Source organism: Methylophilus sp., from assembly GCF_008015755.1.
Taxonomy (GTDB): Bacteria; Pseudomonadota; Gammaproteobacteria; order Burkholderiales; family Methylophilaceae; genus Methylophilus.
This window is the reverse complement of sequence record NZ_SSGF01000007.1, coordinates 154379-171123: the sequence shown is the minus strand read 5'-3', so window position 1 is coordinate 171123 and position 16745 is coordinate 154379. Positions and strand designations below refer to the sequence as shown.

At 52.1% G+C, this 16745-nt stretch carries 20 protein-coding genes; 16 read left to right on the top strand and 4 right to left on the bottom strand.

What is annotated here, in order from left to right; all coding sequences use genetic code 11:
* Nucleotides 1–142: 142 nt before the first annotated feature.
* The 5 genes from E6Q52_RS03365 to E6Q52_RS03345 are packed head-to-tail and all read left to right on the top strand — an operon-like array spanning nucleotide 143 to nucleotide 4506.
* Complete coding sequence (locus E6Q52_RS03365; protein ID WP_292818427.1) at nucleotides 143–493, top strand: c-type cytochrome; 351 nt, start codon at nucleotides 143–145, stop codon at nucleotides 491–493.
* Entirely contained in the window at nucleotides 493–1788 is a 1296-nt protein-coding gene (locus E6Q52_RS03360) for an NAD(P)/FAD-dependent oxidoreductase (protein ID WP_292818424.1), read from the top strand. Before E6Q52_RS03365 ends, E6Q52_RS03360 begins: the two co-directional genes overlap by 1 nt.
* Entirely contained in the window at nucleotides 1785–2996 is a 1212-nt protein-coding gene (locus E6Q52_RS03355) for a PQQ-dependent sugar dehydrogenase (RefSeq protein ID WP_292818421.1), read from the top strand. Before E6Q52_RS03360 ends, E6Q52_RS03355 begins: the two co-directional genes overlap by 4 nt.
* A 35-nt stretch (nucleotides 2997–3031) precedes the next feature.
* A complete protein-coding gene (locus E6Q52_RS03350) occupies nucleotides 3032–3616 on the top strand; it encodes a hypothetical protein (protein WP_292818418.1) in 585 nt (194 codons plus the stop codon).
* Nucleotides 3617–3624: 8 nt separating this feature from the next.
* The gene (locus E6Q52_RS03345) at nucleotides 3625–4506 is read left to right on the top strand and encodes an SMP-30/gluconolactonase/LRE family protein (protein WP_292818415.1); all 882 of its coding nucleotides are present in this window, start codon (nucleotides 3625–3627) and stop codon (nucleotides 4504–4506) included.
* Between the two features lie 146 nt (nucleotides 4507–4652).
* On the opposite strand, the gene E6Q52_RS03340 is transcribed toward E6Q52_RS03345, so the two are convergent.
* Nucleotides 4653–4838: a hypothetical protein gene (locus E6Q52_RS03340; protein ID WP_292818412.1), complete on the bottom strand. Its 186-nt coding sequence runs from the start codon at nucleotides 4836–4838 to the stop codon at nucleotides 4653–4655.
* 197 nt (nucleotides 4839–5035) lie between these two features.
* On the opposite strand from E6Q52_RS03340, the gene E6Q52_RS03335 reads away from it, so the two are divergent.
* From E6Q52_RS03335 to E6Q52_RS03325, 3 genes are read left to right on the top strand one after another with little or no spacing between them, the layout of a single operon-like run.
* Nucleotides 5036–5716 (top strand): response regulator transcription factor, encoded by a 681-nt coding sequence (locus E6Q52_RS03335; RefSeq protein ID WP_292818409.1) that lies wholly within the window; start codon nucleotides 5036–5038, stop codon nucleotides 5714–5716.
* A 46-nt stretch (nucleotides 5717–5762) separates the two neighbouring features.
* Nucleotides 5763–7163 carry a sensor histidine kinase gene (locus tag E6Q52_RS03330; RefSeq protein ID WP_292818406.1) on the top strand — a complete coding sequence of 467 codons (1401 nt, stop codon included), beginning with the start codon at nucleotides 5763–5765 and terminating at the stop codon, nucleotides 7161–7163.
* A complete protein-coding gene (locus E6Q52_RS03325) occupies nucleotides 7114–7911 on the top strand; it encodes a ferritin-like domain-containing protein (protein WP_292818404.1) in 798 nt (265 codons plus the stop codon). Before E6Q52_RS03330 ends, E6Q52_RS03325 begins: the two co-directional genes overlap by 50 nt.
* A 9-nt stretch (nucleotides 7912–7920) precedes the next feature.
* Here the strand turns inward: E6Q52_RS03325 and infA are convergent, their stop codons facing one another.
* The 3 genes from infA to serB form a co-directional block, all read right to left on the bottom strand.
* Complete coding sequence (infA, locus tag E6Q52_RS03320) at nucleotides 7921–8157, bottom strand: translation initiation factor IF-1 (protein ID WP_292818401.1); 237 nt, start codon at nucleotides 8155–8157, stop codon at nucleotides 7921–7923.
* A gap of 79 nt (nucleotides 8158–8236) precedes the next feature.
* Nucleotides 8237–8443 (bottom strand): cold-shock protein, encoded by a 207-nt coding sequence (locus tag E6Q52_RS03315; RefSeq protein ID WP_292818397.1) that lies wholly within the window; start codon nucleotides 8441–8443, stop codon nucleotides 8237–8239.
* A 219-nt stretch (nucleotides 8444–8662) separates the two neighbouring features.
* The gene (serB, locus tag E6Q52_RS03310) at nucleotides 8663–9502 is read right to left on the bottom strand and encodes a phosphoserine phosphatase SerB (RefSeq protein ID WP_292818394.1); all 840 of its coding nucleotides are present in this window, start codon (nucleotides 9500–9502) and stop codon (nucleotides 8663–8665) included.
* 150 nt (nucleotides 9503–9652) lie between these two features.
* On the opposite strand from serB, the gene E6Q52_RS03305 reads away from it, so the two are divergent.
* From E6Q52_RS03305 to E6Q52_RS03270, 8 genes are all read left to right on the top strand, one after another.
* Nucleotides 9653–10423, top strand: a complete 771-nt coding sequence (locus E6Q52_RS03305; protein ID WP_292818392.1) for a cytochrome c — start codon at nucleotides 9653–9655, stop codon at nucleotides 10421–10423.
* 117 nt (nucleotides 10424–10540) lie between these two features.
* Nucleotides 10541–11710 (top strand): ADP-forming succinate--CoA ligase subunit beta, encoded by a 1170-nt coding sequence (gene sucC / locus E6Q52_RS03300; protein ID WP_292818389.1) that lies wholly within the window; start codon nucleotides 10541–10543, stop codon nucleotides 11708–11710.
* Between the two features lie 2 nt (nucleotides 11711–11712).
* Nucleotides 11713–12594 carry a succinate--CoA ligase subunit alpha gene (sucD, locus tag E6Q52_RS03295; protein ID WP_292818386.1) on the top strand — a complete coding sequence of 294 codons (882 nt, stop codon included), beginning with the start codon at nucleotides 11713–11715 and terminating at the stop codon, nucleotides 12592–12594.
* Nucleotides 12595–12608: 14 nt separating this feature from the next.
* Nucleotides 12609–13622, top strand: a complete 1014-nt coding sequence (locus E6Q52_RS03290; protein ID WP_292818382.1) for an ankyrin repeat domain-containing protein — start codon at nucleotides 12609–12611, stop codon at nucleotides 13620–13622.
* A 27-nt stretch (nucleotides 13623–13649) separates the two neighbouring features.
* Complete coding sequence (locus E6Q52_RS03285; protein ID WP_292818379.1) at nucleotides 13650–15251, top strand: NAD+ synthase; 1602 nt, start codon at nucleotides 13650–13652, stop codon at nucleotides 15249–15251.
* Between the two features lie 90 nt (nucleotides 15252–15341).
* The gene (locus E6Q52_RS03280; RefSeq protein ID WP_292818376.1) at nucleotides 15342–15680 is read left to right on the top strand and encodes a P-II family nitrogen regulator; all 339 of its coding nucleotides are present in this window, start codon (nucleotides 15342–15344) and stop codon (nucleotides 15678–15680) included.
* Between the two features lie 63 nt (nucleotides 15681–15743).
* Nucleotides 15744–16088 (top strand): DMT family protein, encoded by a 345-nt coding sequence (locus E6Q52_RS03275; RefSeq protein ID WP_292818373.1) that lies wholly within the window; start codon nucleotides 15744–15746, stop codon nucleotides 16086–16088.
* Between the two features lie 104 nt (nucleotides 16089–16192).
* Nucleotides 16193–16690, top strand: a complete 498-nt coding sequence (locus E6Q52_RS03270) for an FxDxF family PEP-CTERM protein (RefSeq protein WP_292818370.1) — start codon at nucleotides 16193–16195, stop codon at nucleotides 16688–16690.
* Nucleotides 16691–16745: the final 55 nt, after the last annotated feature.

Genomic DNA, 16745 nt, shown 5'->3' with positions numbered 1-16745 from the left:
AATCAAAAACGGTCATGAGATTCATGGCCGTTTTTGTTTTAAGACCATGATTTAGCGCGGGTGTGTAACCATAGTCACTCACAGGAGACTCAAGCATTGAGAATAATGTGGGACTAATATTCACAACACCTTTGGGGGAAGCATGAAGCAGAGATACGTCAATATAGTATGGGCTTGTGTCGTCGCATGGTCGCTATCGGCCCAGGCAGAAGACTCTTCGGCGATTCACACACTGGCTGCGTCTTGTGCCGCTTGCCACGGACCCAACGGCAATAGCCTGGGCGGCACGCCGACGCTGGCCGCGCTCAATGAAGACTACTTTGTACAGCGCATGCAAGGCTTTAAAGATGGCTCGGTCTCTTCAACCGTCATGCATCATCATGCCAAAGGCTTAACCTCCGCTGAAATCATGGCGCTGGCGAGCTATTTCGCGCAACAACCCAGACAAACGCCACAGGCTTTGCCACGTCAATCATTTAAGGGGGCACAATAATGCAGACGGATGCCGTATTGACTACTAGCTCCCTAGGCGGAACACGCCGACAATTTGTGCGCTCGGTAATTTATGGCGGCCTGGCTTTTTATGGCCTGCCCGCCTTTGCACGTGCCAGTAAACCGCCCTTGGGCCATGTGGTGATTGTAGGCGCTGGCTTTGCGGGCCTCACCGCCGCTAAGTATTTACGTGCCTGGAGCATGGGCAACCTCAAAGTGACCATCGTTGAGCCTAATCCGCAGTTTATCTCCTGCCCGCAAAGTAACCTGGTGCTGGGGGGCAGCCGTACGCTGGACCAGCTCAGTTTTGGCTATGACTTAACGCGCAAGCAGCACGGGCTAGATTGGGTCAATGATACAGTGACCGCCGTCGACCTCGCTAATAAGCAAGTGCAACTCACGCGCGGCAAGCTCAGCTATGATCGTCTGATATTGGCGCCTGGCGTCGACTTTAATGTCAGCAAGATACCAGGCATGTCTGCGCCGGTGGCCGATATTCCGCACGCCTGGAAAGCGGGCAAGCAAACGCTGCAACTCAGACAACAACTGGAAAGCATGCCGGATGGCGGTGTGTTTGTGATGACAATCCCCACGGGGGCTTACCGTTGCCCGCCCGGCCCTTATGAACGTGCCTGCCAGGTAGCGCATTACTTTAAACAGCATAAACCGCGCAGCAAGGTGATTATTTTGGACGCCAATGCGGACATTATGTCTAAAAAAGGCTTGTTTTTGCAGAGCTTTAACGGCGCTTACCAAGGCGTCATCGAATACCATAACAACAGCGAAATCCTGCAGCTGGATACCGCCAGCAAAACTATCAAAACCGATTTTGAAACGGTAAAAGCCGACGTGCTGAATGTGATTCCGCCACAACTGGCGGGCAAAGTGGCGCAAGTCGCTGGCCTTAATAATGTCGATGGCCGCTGGTGCGAAGTCGACTTTGTGACGTATGCCTCGAGCCTGCAGGCAGATGTGCATATCATAGGCGATAGTATTTCGGCAGGCTTACCCAAGTCTGCTCATATGGCGACCTCGCAGGCCAAAGTGTGCGCCGCCGCCATCATAGACCTGCAATCAGGCAACGCACCAAACCCCCTGCCGGTGTTTGCAAATACCTGCTACAGCTTTGTCGATGACCAGCAAGCCATGCATGTGGCCAACGTGTATCGTTATGACCCTGCCAAAAAAGCCATGGTGTCCGCCGAAGGTGGTGGCGTCTCAGCCAAGGCCAGTACGCAGGAAGGCCAATACGCACAAGCCTGGGCAGAAAACATCTGGGCCGATACATTGACATGACGACTATGCATACGCAAACCTCTCCGCCTAATAAAGTCTCTCGCTTGCTGCTGATCGCAATCACGGGCTTGTGTATGGCGATTGGTTTGCACTATGCCATGGCGCAAACGCTAGCCGTAGAGGCAGCCTTATCCACATTGCATGTGCCAACCGGGCTCAACATTGAGCGCTTCAGTGATGTCAGCGCCCTGGGCGCACCGCGTATGCTAGCGCTGGATCGCCAGGGGCGGCTGTTAGTCAGCCTGTCTGATACCGGCCGCATCGTGCGCTTGAATGCACAAGGTGACGCAGAAGTCATCGCCCAAGGCCTTAATGCGCCTCATGGCATGGTGCTGCTGGGCGAAGACTTGCTGGTGGCCGAGCAAACCGGCGTGGTCAAACTGCCCAAACAAGGTGATGGCTGGGGCGCACCGCAGCCGTTTATCCGTAATTTACCCAGTGGCGGCCATAGCCTGAAAACGCTAAAGCTATCACCAGACGGTTACTTGTTTATCAATGTCGGCTCCAGTTGTAATGTGTGTGTTGAAGACAATCCGACGCGCGCCACGCTACTGCGCTACACCCTGGATGGTCGGCCTGCAGGCGCATTGCTCACCGTTGGCCGCCATGCACAATCAGCCATTTGGGCGCGCGGGCTACGCAACAGCCAGAGTGTTGCCTGGCATCCGCAAAGTGGGGAAATGTTTGCCACCAACAATGGCGCCGATAACCGCAGCGGACAAAAAAATGGTGTGATTGATGACGACCTGCCTCCAGAGCACTTAAACAAGATTGAAGCAGGCCAGCATTATGGCTGGCCGTATTGTTGGGGTGATCCTGCGCAGCCAGGGCAACTGATGCAAGACCCTAACTCTGTGGGCGAAACAGCGGTTTGCCAACAGGCGCAAGCCCCTGCTCTGCTACTGCCAGCACACAGCACTCCCATCGGCATCACTTTTCTGGATCAAAGCCGATTGCCCGACGACCTCAAACAGGATGCAATTGTGGCTTTACACGGTTCGTGGAACCGTAAACAACCCAGCGGCTATGCCTTGCTGCGTGTACAATTCAGGAACCAACAGCCCGTGGCCAGCGTCCCATTCATAGAGGGCTGGCTGCAAGGCAAACAAGCCTGGGGGCGGCCAGTCGATGTGATTGTTGGCGCTGATGGCTGGCTTTATGTGTCAGACGATCTGACTGGTTGGATTTACCGAATTCGCAGCCTGTAACCACACGCTGCCATGTACTTTTTCAGGAGCACGATATGAAACGCATATTATTGTCTATCACTGGCGCGATTTGCCTGGGCTGGATAGGCCTGAGCCAGGCAGAAACTGCCCCGGCGCTGGTCATTCAGGTGCCGGAGTCGTTTTACCAGCATCCGGTCCGCCTGTTGAACCCTTACCTCAATTATTGGCATAACCGTGCCGAAGCGGCCGAAACAGTAGGCTTGAGCAGTTTTCAGGCGCAAAAATACACCACTTCCAGCTGCGAGGCAGAGGCCAAAGGCCAGGCACTGGTGGTGATTGAGCCCAATATGTTTTACAACCCGCAAACCGGCGTGTTTTACAGCGAAATCACCGCTAAGGTGTACAACACATCTGCCGCAGATAGCGCACTGGGCAAACCGCTACTGACCGTGAAAGGCGAAGGCCAATCGCGTGGCTGGCTGACTTACAATGTAGAATACTTCACACACCAATCTTACCAGCGTGCGTTTGATCAAGTGATTCAGCAGTTACAGCAGAATCCGGTGTTTCAGCAATCGGTGTCTCAGGGCCCGATACAAACCTACGACGCCTTGTGCAATAGCATTAATACCCTGTCCCAACCTAAAGCCTTTTTCTAGGAGTCTATATGTTGTTTTCTCAGCATCAGCGCGCATGGATGCCCAGTTTTCTGGCTGGCCTGTTACTAACAGTGACCAGCCACAGTCAAGCGCATGGTTTGGCACCAGTGAGCGGCTTACTGACACCGGAATCGGTCGTGCAAGCGGCAGATGGCAAGATTTATGTGTCTGAAATCAATGGTTTTGGCCAAGATGGTGACGGCCAGATCCGCGTCATTGACCATGGCAAAACCTCGGTGCTGGTACAAGGCCTGGACGATCCCAAAGGCCTGATCATCATCGGCAATGATTTATACATTGCCGACAAAACACGCGTGCTGCGCGTGGCCCTGAATCAAGCGACAGCCAGCGCAGAGGTGTTTCTAGCCGCGACGGACTTCCCCAAACTGCCACAATTTCTCAACGACTTGAGCGCAGATGCCAATGGCAATCTGTATATCAGTGACAGTGGTGATATTTTGGGTAGCGGCAAAGGCGGCATCGTTTATAAAGTCACGCCGCAGCGCCAGCTGAGCTTATTGTTGGACGGCAGCATAGATGCACGTATTTTAGCGCCTAATGGTCTACTGACCGATGCAAAAGGCGAGCACCTGCTGTTGGTCGACTTCACCTCTGGCGTGCTTTACACCTACAATTTACTGACGAAAAAACTGGATGAAGTGGCGAGTGGCTTGGGCGGTGGTGATGGCATTGTCAAACAGGCCAACGGCACACTTTATGTCAGTGACTGGAAATCAGGCAAGGTATTCAAGATTGATCAACAACATAAAGTCACGCTGGTCAAAGAAGGTTATCAATCAGCAGCTGACATCGCCTTAAGCCAGGACGACCATCATTTGCTGGTGCCAGATATGAAAGCAGGCAAGCTGGATATCATCGACTTGCATTAACGCGGGGACTAAACGGACAGGCCGACAGCCTAAATCCCAGACAAAAAAAACCACGCTTGCGCGTGGTTAAGTGAGAGGATACACACGAAACCGCTGATTGCTTCCACGTACTGCAGGGAATTCAGTACGTTTAGGCAACTTCACAGTTACTTGGTTTGCGCAGTTTTTTTGTCAGCCTCCTTTTGGGAGCTGACCGCTGGCTGCGCAACAGCGTGTCTGGCGACTTTCAAATGTTTCTGCATTTCAACCTGATCGTGTGGTGAGGGGTTAGTCCCGGCAAACACACAGGCTGAAAAAATAAATCCCGACATGAATAACAAGGTCTTTTTCATGATCGCTCCTTAATCGTTGCTGCTCATTAAATATGCTGTATCTGCTTGGCATTGTGGCGAATGATTTCTTGTCCACCCCTGCAGAATACGCCGCTCCCCTTACAGCCAACTTACGCTTGGCTTGCAGAAAACTTACAAACGAAAAACCCGACAGCATTGAGGTACACTGAACAGATTGAAGCAAGCGGATATCTATAATGCGTTTATTAATCGTGGAAGATGACTTAGTGATTGCGAATGGACTGGTGCGTGCACTCACCCAGTCACAGTATGCGGTCGATCACGTGACGGATGGCAAGCAAGCCTTACGCGCTATTCAGGATGACGTGTATGACATGGTGATTTTGGACCTGGGCTTACCGACCATGGATGGCATGCAGTTGCTGTCGCACTTGCGCCAGCAGGCTAATGCGATTGCGGTGTTGATTTTAACCGCGCGCGAAGATGTCGCCACCCGTGTGCAAGCGCTAGACCTGGGGGCAGATGACTTTCTGACCAAGCCGTTTCATCTCGAAGAGTTAGAAGCCCGTGTACGGGCACTGATCCGACGCAGCAAGCTGGGCAACAACCTACCCTTGCAATGCGGCAATTTAAAACTCGATGTCGCCAACAAACTGGCCAGTATTAATGACCAGCTTATTACTCTGTCTGCGCGTGAACTCAATCTGCTGGAAACCTTGATGATGCGCATGGGTAAAATCATCGCCAAAGAGCAAATCATGGAGTCCTTGTGCAACTGGGACGAAACCTTGGGCGATAATGCCATTGAAGTGTATATCCACCGTCTGCGCAAAAAAATCGAACCCAGCGGCGCGCATATCCGCACCGTGCGCGGCTTGGGCTATATGCTCGAAGCCGAACACCTGAACCTCTCGTGACATGCGCAATAGCATAGGACCCCGCTCACTCAAAAACCAGCTGCGCTTGTGGCTGTTACTGCCTATGTTGCTGGTGCTTGGCGTGTCTGCCGCCCTCTCCTACTCACGCGCCTTGCTCTACGCCACCCAGGCTTATGACCAGTCTTTATTGCGCACGGTGCTTGCGCTGGCAGACGAAGTGATTATAGATGCCAATAATGAAGTCAAAATTGAGATCCCGGAAGTCGCCAGCCATTTACTGAGTTACAACGAGGGCGATCGCATTTACATCCGCATCAGTGGGCCACAAGGCAAACTGGTGTTTGGCGAGGCGCATTTACCTTTACCGCCCAAACCACCGGCGGGTAACCAGCAAACCTACTACAACAGCGTTTATCAAGGCGAAGCGATTCGGGCGGTGACCTTTGGTCTGCCTGAAAGCAAGGCTGCCGATGCACGCAATATCTTAATCACCATGGCAGAAACCACCGGCAAGCGTGATGCCATGGTGGCAGAAATGGTCGAAGAAATGCTGCTGCCGCAAGTGTTGATGATGATTTTGGCCGCGATTGTGATCGAATTGGGTATCCACTTTGCGCTAAAACCCATGCAAGACCTCAGGGAATCTTTACACCAGCGCTCTCACCGTGACTTAAGCCCGCTCAACACCGACTCCTCGCCGCTAGAGTTGCAACCACTGGTGCAAGCCATGAATGCGCTGTTGTCGCGCGTCAAAGCTGGCTTGCAGCAACAGCAGCAATTTATTGCCGATGCCTCGCATCAATTGCGCACGCCAATTGCCGGGCTGCAAACGCAAGCAGAGCTGGCCTTGCGCAGCCAGCCACCTGCAGCTCTGCAAGAGCCGCTCAATTACATGCTGCGCAGTACAACGCGCTTATCGCACCTGATTCAACGCCTGCTAAGTATGGCCAGAACCGATGCGGCCAGCAGTCAGTTTCAACCCGTCTCACTGACCGATATTATTTATGACGAGTGCGCGCGCTGGGTCGGCCCCGCCGCGGACAAACAGCTAGAGCTCGAAGTACTGATTGAAACCCGGCAAGACAAAGTGCTGGGCGATGCGTTAATGCTATCGGAGATGCTGAATAACCTGCTTGAAAATGCGATTCAATACACACCAGAACAAGGCCTGCTTGAAATTCGTTTATGGCAAACTGAACAGCAGTTGATGTTGCAAGTATCCGACAGTGGCCTGGGCATTCCTGCCGACCAGACGGCATTGATTTTTGAGCGTTTTCATCGGCTCGACCCCAATCAGGGCAATGGTTGCGGCCTGGGGCTGGCCATCGTCGCCGAGATTGCAGAACACCATAATGCCACGATCACCGTCACCCCAGGCTTGCCGCATCCAATCACTCATCACATTGGCAGCCAATTCACGGTAAAATTCGAGCGCTATGACATCCTGCCTGAGAACCCTCGCCCTGCAAGCACTGACGCTCAGTGATCCGCAACAAAAATGCCAGCAGGTTGCGCTGCTTTGGCAGGCCAAGCATCAAGCTGACCCATCGATCACGCTAAGTGCGCCTGCACAATCCATTCCGGGTCGGCCAGAAAAACCGACGCTGGTGCCGCCCAAACAACTGCAACGTCGCGCCATGAACACTGCCGAAGGCCGCGCAGCGCTGATTCACGCTTTGGCACATATTGAGTTTAATGCGATTAATCTGGCGCTGGATGCCGTGTGGCGTTTTGCCGACATGCCCGCAGATTATTACCTGGACTGGCTGCAAGTGGCGAAAGAAGAAGCTTACCACTTCTCGCTACTGCGTGCGCACTTGCTAACCCTGGGCTTTGATTACGGCGATTTTGACGGCCATAACAGCCTGTGGGAGATGGTCGAAAAAACCCAATCCGATGTATTGGCACGCATGGCACTGGTGCCACGCACCATGGAAGCACGCGGACTAGATGCTACACCACCACTCAAGCAAAAACTGTCGCAAGCAGGCGACCACGCTGCCGCCGCGATTCTGGACATTATCCTGCGTGACGAAATCGGCCATGTCGCCATAGGCAACCGCTGGTTTCAATATTTATGTGATCAACGTGGCCTCGATATCGTCGAGACCTTTGAAACCTTGCGCCAACAATACCAGGCGCCCAAATTGCGCCCGCCATTCAATATGGAGGCACGCAAGCAAGCCGGATTTAGTGCGATTGAATTAGCCTATTTAAATGCCGAAACAGGCTGAAGTGCTGTTTTATGATGGTCTGCGCGGTGGCAAATGACGGAACGTAATCCGGCCTTTACCCATGTCATAAGGTGACATTTCAATAGTGATTTTATCGCCAGCCAAAATACGTATTTTATGTTTACGCATTTTGCCGCCAGTATAAGCAATCAGCTTATGGCCATTTTCCAGTGTGACGCGGTAACGCGCATCCGGTAATATTTCAGTCACTGCGCCCTGCATTTCAATTAATTCTTCTTTAGCCATTGTGTCTCCTTAAAATAAAAATAAAAAAGCCCGTACAAACGGGCTTTCTCAGGGGTGAAACTCACCCAAACACATGTGCTTAAGCAATCACTTGAATTGCAGACGCTTGTTTACCCTTAGGGCCTGTCGTTTCTTCATAAGAAACACGTTGATTATCTGCCAAGCTTTTGAAACCAGCAGATTGAATGGCTGAGAAATGCGCAAACAAATCATCACCACCGTGGTCTGGCGTAATAAAACCAAAACCTTTTGCATCATTAAACCACTTCACAACACCTGTTGCCATAATATTTTCCTTAAAAATGAAGGGGATATCCCCTATTAAAGGCGAGGGTCAAGGTGCGGGATTAACGATAGAACCAAAAGATAACACCAGAAAAACAACAATGCTTGAACTTCGCGTGATCACACTATGCGCTTTAACTGCCACAATAGCAAACGTTATTTTCAAAAAAACAAAATAAATCAATTATTTATTAAATCGATCGCCAGCAGAACAGACCAGCTAGACGGTCAACAGATTGGTCACACCATCCAGCCCGGCTATGTTTAACGCATACATCGCCTGCTGTTGCACCACCGGTTTGGCATGATAAGCAACACCAACGGCAGCCACTGCCATCATGGTCAAATCATTCGCACCATCGCCAATCGCTACCGTTTGCGTCGCATTCAGGCCAAGTGCATCACGCAACTTGAGTAGCTCGTCGGCTTTGCGCTGCGCATCGACAATTTCGCCCACGACTTGGCCGGTCAATTTGCCATCCACGATCTCCAGCGTATTAGAAACCGCATAATCCAGCCCCAGGGTGTCTTTGACATAATTGGCGAAGAAGGTGAATCCGCCAGACACGACCATGGTTTTAATGCCATGATGTTTGCAAGTATTGATCCAGTCTTGCGCACCAGGGTTAAAAGTCAGGCGCTCTTCAATCACGCGCTGCAGTGCGCTTTCTGGCAACCCTTTGAGCAAGGCCACGCGCTTGCGCAAACTGGCGGCAAAATCAAGCTCGCCGCGCATGGCGGCTTCGGTGATTTCGGCCACTTGCGGCTTGAGGTTCATCATGTCGGCGATTTCATCAATGCACTCAATGGCAATCAGCGTCGAATCCATGTCCATCACGCACAAACCGATGTTCTGCAACCTGTGGGCATCCTTCACCAGAGCGCAGTCAATCTGCTGGCTGGCACAAAAGCTTTTCACATCCGGATATTCGCCGTCAGTCACCGGCAGGTAATACGCATGCTGTGCCACTTGCATAAACTGCGTATGCACACCAACCAAGCCATGAATATGTGACAAATGTGCCATGGTGATGGCAGGACCTTGAACCACTAAACGCATGATAACAATCGCTAATTGAACAAAAGCGCGATTATACCAGTTGCCTACCCAAACGCTGAGAACAGCTTGTTTTTGAGGAGTATTTCAGTGTTTAGAATGTCCTCAGCGGTGGTATGCTTGCAAGCAAACTAAAAACCCCCGGGAAATTGAATGAAACAAGACACACAAACACTACCATGGCTGAATCTGCCTAACTTACCCTTGCCCCTCAAAGCACTGTTCATCGGCTACCTGCTGGTGATCGGTGTCGGCCTGTGTATGGCCGGTTTGCAAATCATGCTCACGCACGGCATGGCCGATGGCAAATTTGGTTTATCGGTGAATGATATTGTTTATAGCTATTATGGCGACCGCAGCGGCACCAAGCTGGCCAGCAAATTAAACGGCTCCATGTCTGACAAAGCGCCGCTGGCCGTACGCCAGGACATTATTAAATGGGCACAACAAGGCGCACCGCAAGACCAGTGGGAATCCCATTACAAACAAATTTTTGCCCAGCACTGTGTGGTTTGCCACAGCAATATTCCGGGCATTCCTAACTTCACCAAATATGAAGAAGTGAAATCACGTGCGGAAGTGAATGAAGGCGCCACCATCAGCGGCCTGACGCGTATCTCGCATATCCACTTGTTTGGCATCAGTTTTATTTTCTTTTTTATTGGCCTCATTTTCAGTTTTGCGGTCAATGTGCCTAAAACGGCCAAAATTATCGCGATTGGTTTCCCGTTTGCGTTTTTGATTGTCGATGTGATGTCGTGGTGGCTGACCAAGTTATCGCCACACTTTGCCTGGCTGACGATAATTGGCGGCATTGGCTACAGCCTGGCCTCTAGTTATATGTGGGTGGTCAGCATGTATCAGATGCTGGTGCTGTCACGCAATGGCAAGACTTATGGCAATGCCTGGGCGCAAGACCTGTAAACCGTACGCAAGCCCGCATAAAAACCGCACTTGTGTGCGGTTTTTTTAATTGCAGTCTAGCCTTGCCGGGGTATTTGCGCGAAAATAGATGCTTAACCATAAAAAGCACCTATTTTCATGAATCTGCACGAATACCAGGCCAAACAGTTACTGCAAAAGTACGGTTTGGCAACCCCGACCGGTCTGGTCGTCCAATCTGAAGAAGCGGCCGCTGCTGCCACCAAAGAACTCGGTGGTGAAGCCTGGGTCGTCAAGGCGCAAGTACACGCTGGCGGCCGCGGCAAAGCCGGTGGTGTCAAAGTGGTGAAGTCCGCCCTCGAGGCACAAACGGTGGCAGGCGGTTTACTCGGTAAACATCTGGTCACCTACCAGAATGCGCCCAATGGCCAGCCAGTGCACCAGGTGTTAGTCGAACAAACCTTGCCGATTGCGCGTGAGCTGTATCTGTCTATGCTGGTCGACCGCACGCTGGAGCGCGTGGTGATGGTGGCTTCTAGCGCAGGCGGCATGGACATTGAAGAGATTGCCGCCACGCAGCCGGAAAAAATCCTGCAGGAAATCTGCGATCCGCTGAATGGTCTGGTCGATTATCAGGCACGTAACCTCGCGTTTAGCCTGGGCTTGAGTGGCGACCAGATAGGCGCGTTTAGCAAACTGGCCAAAGGTTTGTACAAACTGTTTAAAGACAACGATCTGGCCTTGCTCGAAATTAATCCGCTGATTGTCACCGCAGACGGCAAACTGGTCGCGCTCGATTGTAAAATGACGGTTGACGACAATGCCTTATATCGCCAAAAACCGTTCGCCGAAATCCGTGACTGGTCACAAGACGATGCCAAAGAGGCAGAAGCCCATCATAGCGGCCTGAATTACATTGCCCTCAATGGCAACATTGGCTGCATGGTCAATGGCGCGGGCCTGGCCATGGCGACCATGGACCTGATTAAACTGCATGGCGGCATGCCAGCCAACTTTTTGGATGTGGGCGGTGGTGCCACTGCAGAAACAGTGACCAAAGCATTTAAGATTATTTTGGCGGATAGCAATGTCAAAGCGATTTTAGTCAATATTTTTGGTGGCATCATGCGTTGCGACATTATCGCCACCGGCATTATCACCGCGGTGCGCGAAGTGGGCATGACCATTCCAGTGGTGGTACGTCTGGAAGGCACCAACGTAGAATTGGGCAAGCAAATGCTGCGCGACAGTGGTTTAAACATTATTTCTGCCGAGGGCTTGACGGATGCAGCCCAGCAAGCAGTTCTAGCAGTGAGTAAAGGTGTGTAGTCATGGCCATTTTAGTAGATAAAAATACCAAAGTATTGTGCCAGGGCTTTACCGGGAAACAAGGCACCTTTCACTCTGAACAAGCGCTGGCCTACGGGACCAAAATGGTCGGCGGCGTCACGCCAGGCAAAGGCGGCCAACAACATCTGAACCTGCCAGTGTTTAACACCATGCGCGAAGCGGTGAAACAAACCCAGGCCAATGCCAGCGTGATTTATGTGCCACCCCCGTTTGCGGCCGATTCGATTCTGGAAGCCGCCGATGCAGGCATCGAACTCATTGTGTGTATCACCGAAGGCATCCCGGTGCTGGACATGCTTAATGTCAAAGCAGCGTTGCGCGCTAACGGCACCAGGCTGATCGGCCCCAACTGCCCAGGCATCATTACCCCTGGCGAATGTAAAATCGGCATTATGCCGGGTAGCATTCATCAACGCGGTAAAGTCGGCGTCGTGTCACGCTCTGGCACGCTCACTTATGAGGCCGTGCATCAAACCACTGCGCTGGGTTTGGGTCAAACCACTTGCGTCGGTATTGGTGGCGACCCGATCAAAGGCCTGAACTTTATCGAGTGCCTGGAACTCTTTGAAAAAGACCCGGAAACAGAAGCCATTATCATGGTTGGCGAAATTGGTGGTAGCGATGAAGAAGCTGCGGCTGACTTTATCAAGCATCATGTCAGCAAACCTGTCGCGGCATATATTGCAGGGCTGACCGCGCCTAAGGGTAAGCGCATGGGCCATGCCGGTGCGATTATTTCTGGCGGCTCAGGCAAGGCAGAAGACAAAATTGCTGCGCTAGAAGCGGCAGGTTGCGTAGTGGCTGCCTCCCCTGCCGGCTTGGGCGAAGCGGTGCTTGAAGCCATCAAGCGCGCGACAAGATAAGTAAAGGAATCGGCATGAAGCATCGTCCTCAGACAACCCACCGGCTTGGCGCCCTTTGCATGAGCGCCTGCCTGTTGCTGGGGCTATCCCTGCCTGCACAGGCGGCAAAAAAAGCGCCGCCTGTTGATGACACCAGCATAGAGCCGAGTGCCAATATATCCTACCTGTTAATCGCCTCGTCCAAAGGCGATCTGGCCACGGTCAAAGCGCTACTCAAAAGCGGCGCCAACCCCAATGTGGCCGACAGTGAAAAAATCACGCCTATCATGTATGCCGCGCGCAAAAATCAGGCGGCGGTGATTACCGAATTACTGGCCAATGGCGCAGACATTAATGCCAAAGACCAGGGTGGCTGGACCGCGCTGATGTTCGCCGCCAAAAAGAATAATATCGACGCCGTCAAAGCATTGCTGGAAAAAGGTGCCGATGTCAAAGTACGCGACCCGGCAGGCTGGAGCGCGCTAGGTCTGGCAGCCACCTCTGGCTACAGCGAAGTGGTCGGTTTGATCATTACACGTGGTTTTGATGCGAATGTGCGTTCGTCAGATGGCAAAACGGTGCTGATGTATGCGGCCAAAAGTGGTGATGTACCAACCATTACCTCAATTTTAAGCCATGGCGCAGACGCAAACCTCAAAGACAAACTTGGCACCACTGCACTGATGATCACAGCCAGAGAGGGTCATGTGCCTGCTGCGATTTACTTGCTGGAGCATGGCGCGAAAGTCGACGAAGAAGATGAGCACGAGTGGACGGCGCTGACCTGGGCCGTGACCAAGAACCAGACCGAAGTGGCCAAAGCGCTGCTGGAGCATAAAGCCGATGTTAACCACAAAGACAGTGAGGGCACGCCTCTGCTGCATTTGGCCGTGAGCAACAACTCGCCCGAGATGGCACGCCTGTTATTAGCCAATGAAGCCAATGTCAAAACCCGCGACCAATACGGGCTCACCGCTTATGTCTACGCACTGAAAGGCCAGAACCCTGCCATGGTAGAGCTGATCAAAGCCGTTGGTGGCAAGTACTGACCACGCATACGCACTGAATAGGGCCACATGAAACTCGCAATTGCTCAAATGAACTGCATGGTCGGTGCCATGCAACACAATGCAGACCGTATTCTGGCATTGGCCAACCAAGCGTTTCAGGCAGGTGCCCGCCTGTTACTCACCCCTGAACTCGCCCTGTGTGGCTATCCGCCAGAAGATCTGCTGTTCAGGCAAGATTTTTATGCCGCCAACCAGCAGGCATTGCAATGGTTAGCGCAACACTTACCCACCGAGATGGCGGTGGTGGTTGGCCACCCGCACATGGTGGCTGGCAAGCGCTACAACGCCGCCTCTGTCATCCACTCAGGCAGTATTCAAGCCACTTACCACAAACATCACCTGCCCAACTATAGCGTGTTTGATGAAGAACGTTATTTTGAAGCAGGCGATCTGCCTGTGGTATTTGAATGGCACGGTGTGCGCTATGGCATTTTGATCTGCGCCGACAGCTGGGAGCCAGGCCCTGCCCTGCAGGCATTACAAGCAGAGGCGCAAGTCCTGCTCACCATCAATGCCTCGCCGTACCACATGCACAAACAGCATACCCGCTACCAAGTACTGCGTGACCGTATCAAAGAGACCGGCCTCGCCATGGTCTACACCAATATGGTCGGTGGTCAGGATGAACTGGTGTTTGACGGCGCCTCGTTCAGCATGAATAGTCAAGGCATACTGGTGCAAGAATTGCCCATGTTTGAAGAGCACCTGGGGTATCTCGACATAGACGGCATACAACCTCTGCCAACAGACATTGCCCCGCCATTATCAATTGAAGCTGCCGTGTATAAAGCGTTGCAGTTAGGCTTGCAGGATTACGTCCACAAAAACAAGTTTCCTGGCATCGTATTAGGCTTATCTGGCGGCATAGACTCGGCACTGACACTGGCAATTGCGGTGGATGCGCTCGGCAAAGAGCGGGTCAAAGCAGTGATGATGCCGTCGGAGTTTACCGCAGGCATCAGCGTAGAAGACGCGGCTGAAATGGCGCGCCTGGTCGATGTCGAGTACAGCGTATTACCGATCAAACCCTTGTTTGAGGGCTTTTGCGACACCCTCGCCGGCGAGTTCGCGGGCAAAGCGTTTGATACCACTGAAGAAAACCTGCAAGCGCGTATTCGCGGCATGTTATTGATGGCGATTAGCAATAAATTCGGTAGCCTGGTGCTGACCACGGGGAATAAATCCGAGACCGCTGTGGGCTACAGCACAATGTATGGCGACATGGCTGGCGGCTTTGCCCTGATTAAAGATGTGCCTAAAACGCTGGTTTACCGACTGGCGGCCTATCGCAATCAGTTGGGCAACGTTATTCCCGAACGCATTATCACACGTGCGCCCAGTGCTGAGTTGCGTGCCGACCAGACCGATCAGGATAGCTTGCCCGCCTACGAAATACTCGATGCGATCATGGAAGCCTATGTTGAAAAGGACCTCAGCGTCGCGGCGATTATCAGCCTGGGCTATGCACAGGCGGACGTAGAGCGCGTGACTCGCCTGATAGACCGCAATGAATACAAGCGCAGGCAAGCCGCCGTTGGCGTGCGCATTACTGAGCGCGGTTTTGGCAAAGACCGCCGCTACCCGATTACCTGCAACCTGCGCTTTTAAGTGAGACAGTGGCACACCAAGCGCGTGACATTTGAATAAACAGCACTGGTTGCGTAGAATACTAGACAAAGTTTTATCCACGGAGCGCGTATGAAAAAAGTAGAAGCCGTCATTAAACCCTTTAAACTGGATGAAGTACGTGAAGCCTTGTCTGCCATTGGCGTCAACGGCCTGACAGTCACAGAAGTCAAAGGGTTTGGTCGTCAAAAAGGCCACACCGAGCTATATCGCGGTGCAGAATATGTGGTGGATTTCCTGCCCAAAATCAAAATCGAAGTGATTCTGGCCACTGACATGGTAGATGCCGCCATCGAGGCGATTATCAAAGCCGCACATACCGGCAAGATTGGCGATGGCAAGATTTTCGTCACCTCCGTCGAACAAGTGATCCGTATCAGAACCGGCGAAACGGGCGAAGCGGCTATTTAATTTAACTTCAATACAACGTGTGGCGCAAGACAACGCGTCACACCATGTGGTACGGCGCCTGGTATGTCTTACACCCTGATTAAAACCATCCTGTTACTATCAGCAGCCAACCTGTTCATGTTGTTTGCCTGGTATGGCCACTTGCGTGACTTGCACCAGAAACCACTCTGGATTGCCATTATTGCCAGCTGGGGCATTGCCCTGATTGAATATTGCTTTCAGGTGCCTGCCAACCGCATCGGCTTTACCCAGCTCAACCTGGCGCAACTCAAAATCCTGCAAGAAGTCATCACCCTGGTCATCTTTGTACCGTTTGCCGTCATGTATATGCAGCAGCCGTTAAAATGGGACTACCTGTGGGCAGGCCTGTGCATGATGGGCGCCGTCTACTTTATCTTCAGAACCTGACACCCCAAGTTCCCTGCATGACCCTAAAGGGCTATTTCCCTAATGTCATTGGATCGTCATAATCGCACCCAGTAACACTTAAATAATATCTAACGGGGAACATTATGTTGAAAAATCTTCTAATCGCAGCTTCATTATTGGCAAGCACTTCTGCTTTCGCAACCAGCACCACAACCACATTCAATGGCACAGATTTGTCAGGCAGCAGTGACGCCAGAACCGCCAAAATCAGCATCAGCTCAGCCTTTGATTTTGATCTGACTGGCGTGCTTGACCCAAGTTTAAGACTATTGCAAGACAACAACTCCGGCTTGTATCAAGGGATCACAGTGATTAGTGACTCAGATCATACATTCACTTATGCGCCTATCGTTTTCCCGTTAAACCAGTTTGACTTGACCCGCTACACATTCAGCCTGTCAAACCTGGCTGCAGGCAGCTACACATTGCAGTTTAACCTGATTGGCGGCGGCCACTACGAAGGTAGCTATACCATTAGCAGCATCACTGCACCTGTGCCAGAACCAGAAACTTACGGCATGATGTTTGCTGGTTTGGCTTTGATGGCAACCATTGCTGTGCGTCGTCAGAAGAAAAACTAATTGACGCTTTCGCGCTAAATAAAAAAGCCTGCTGTTGCAGGCTTTTTTATTGCTA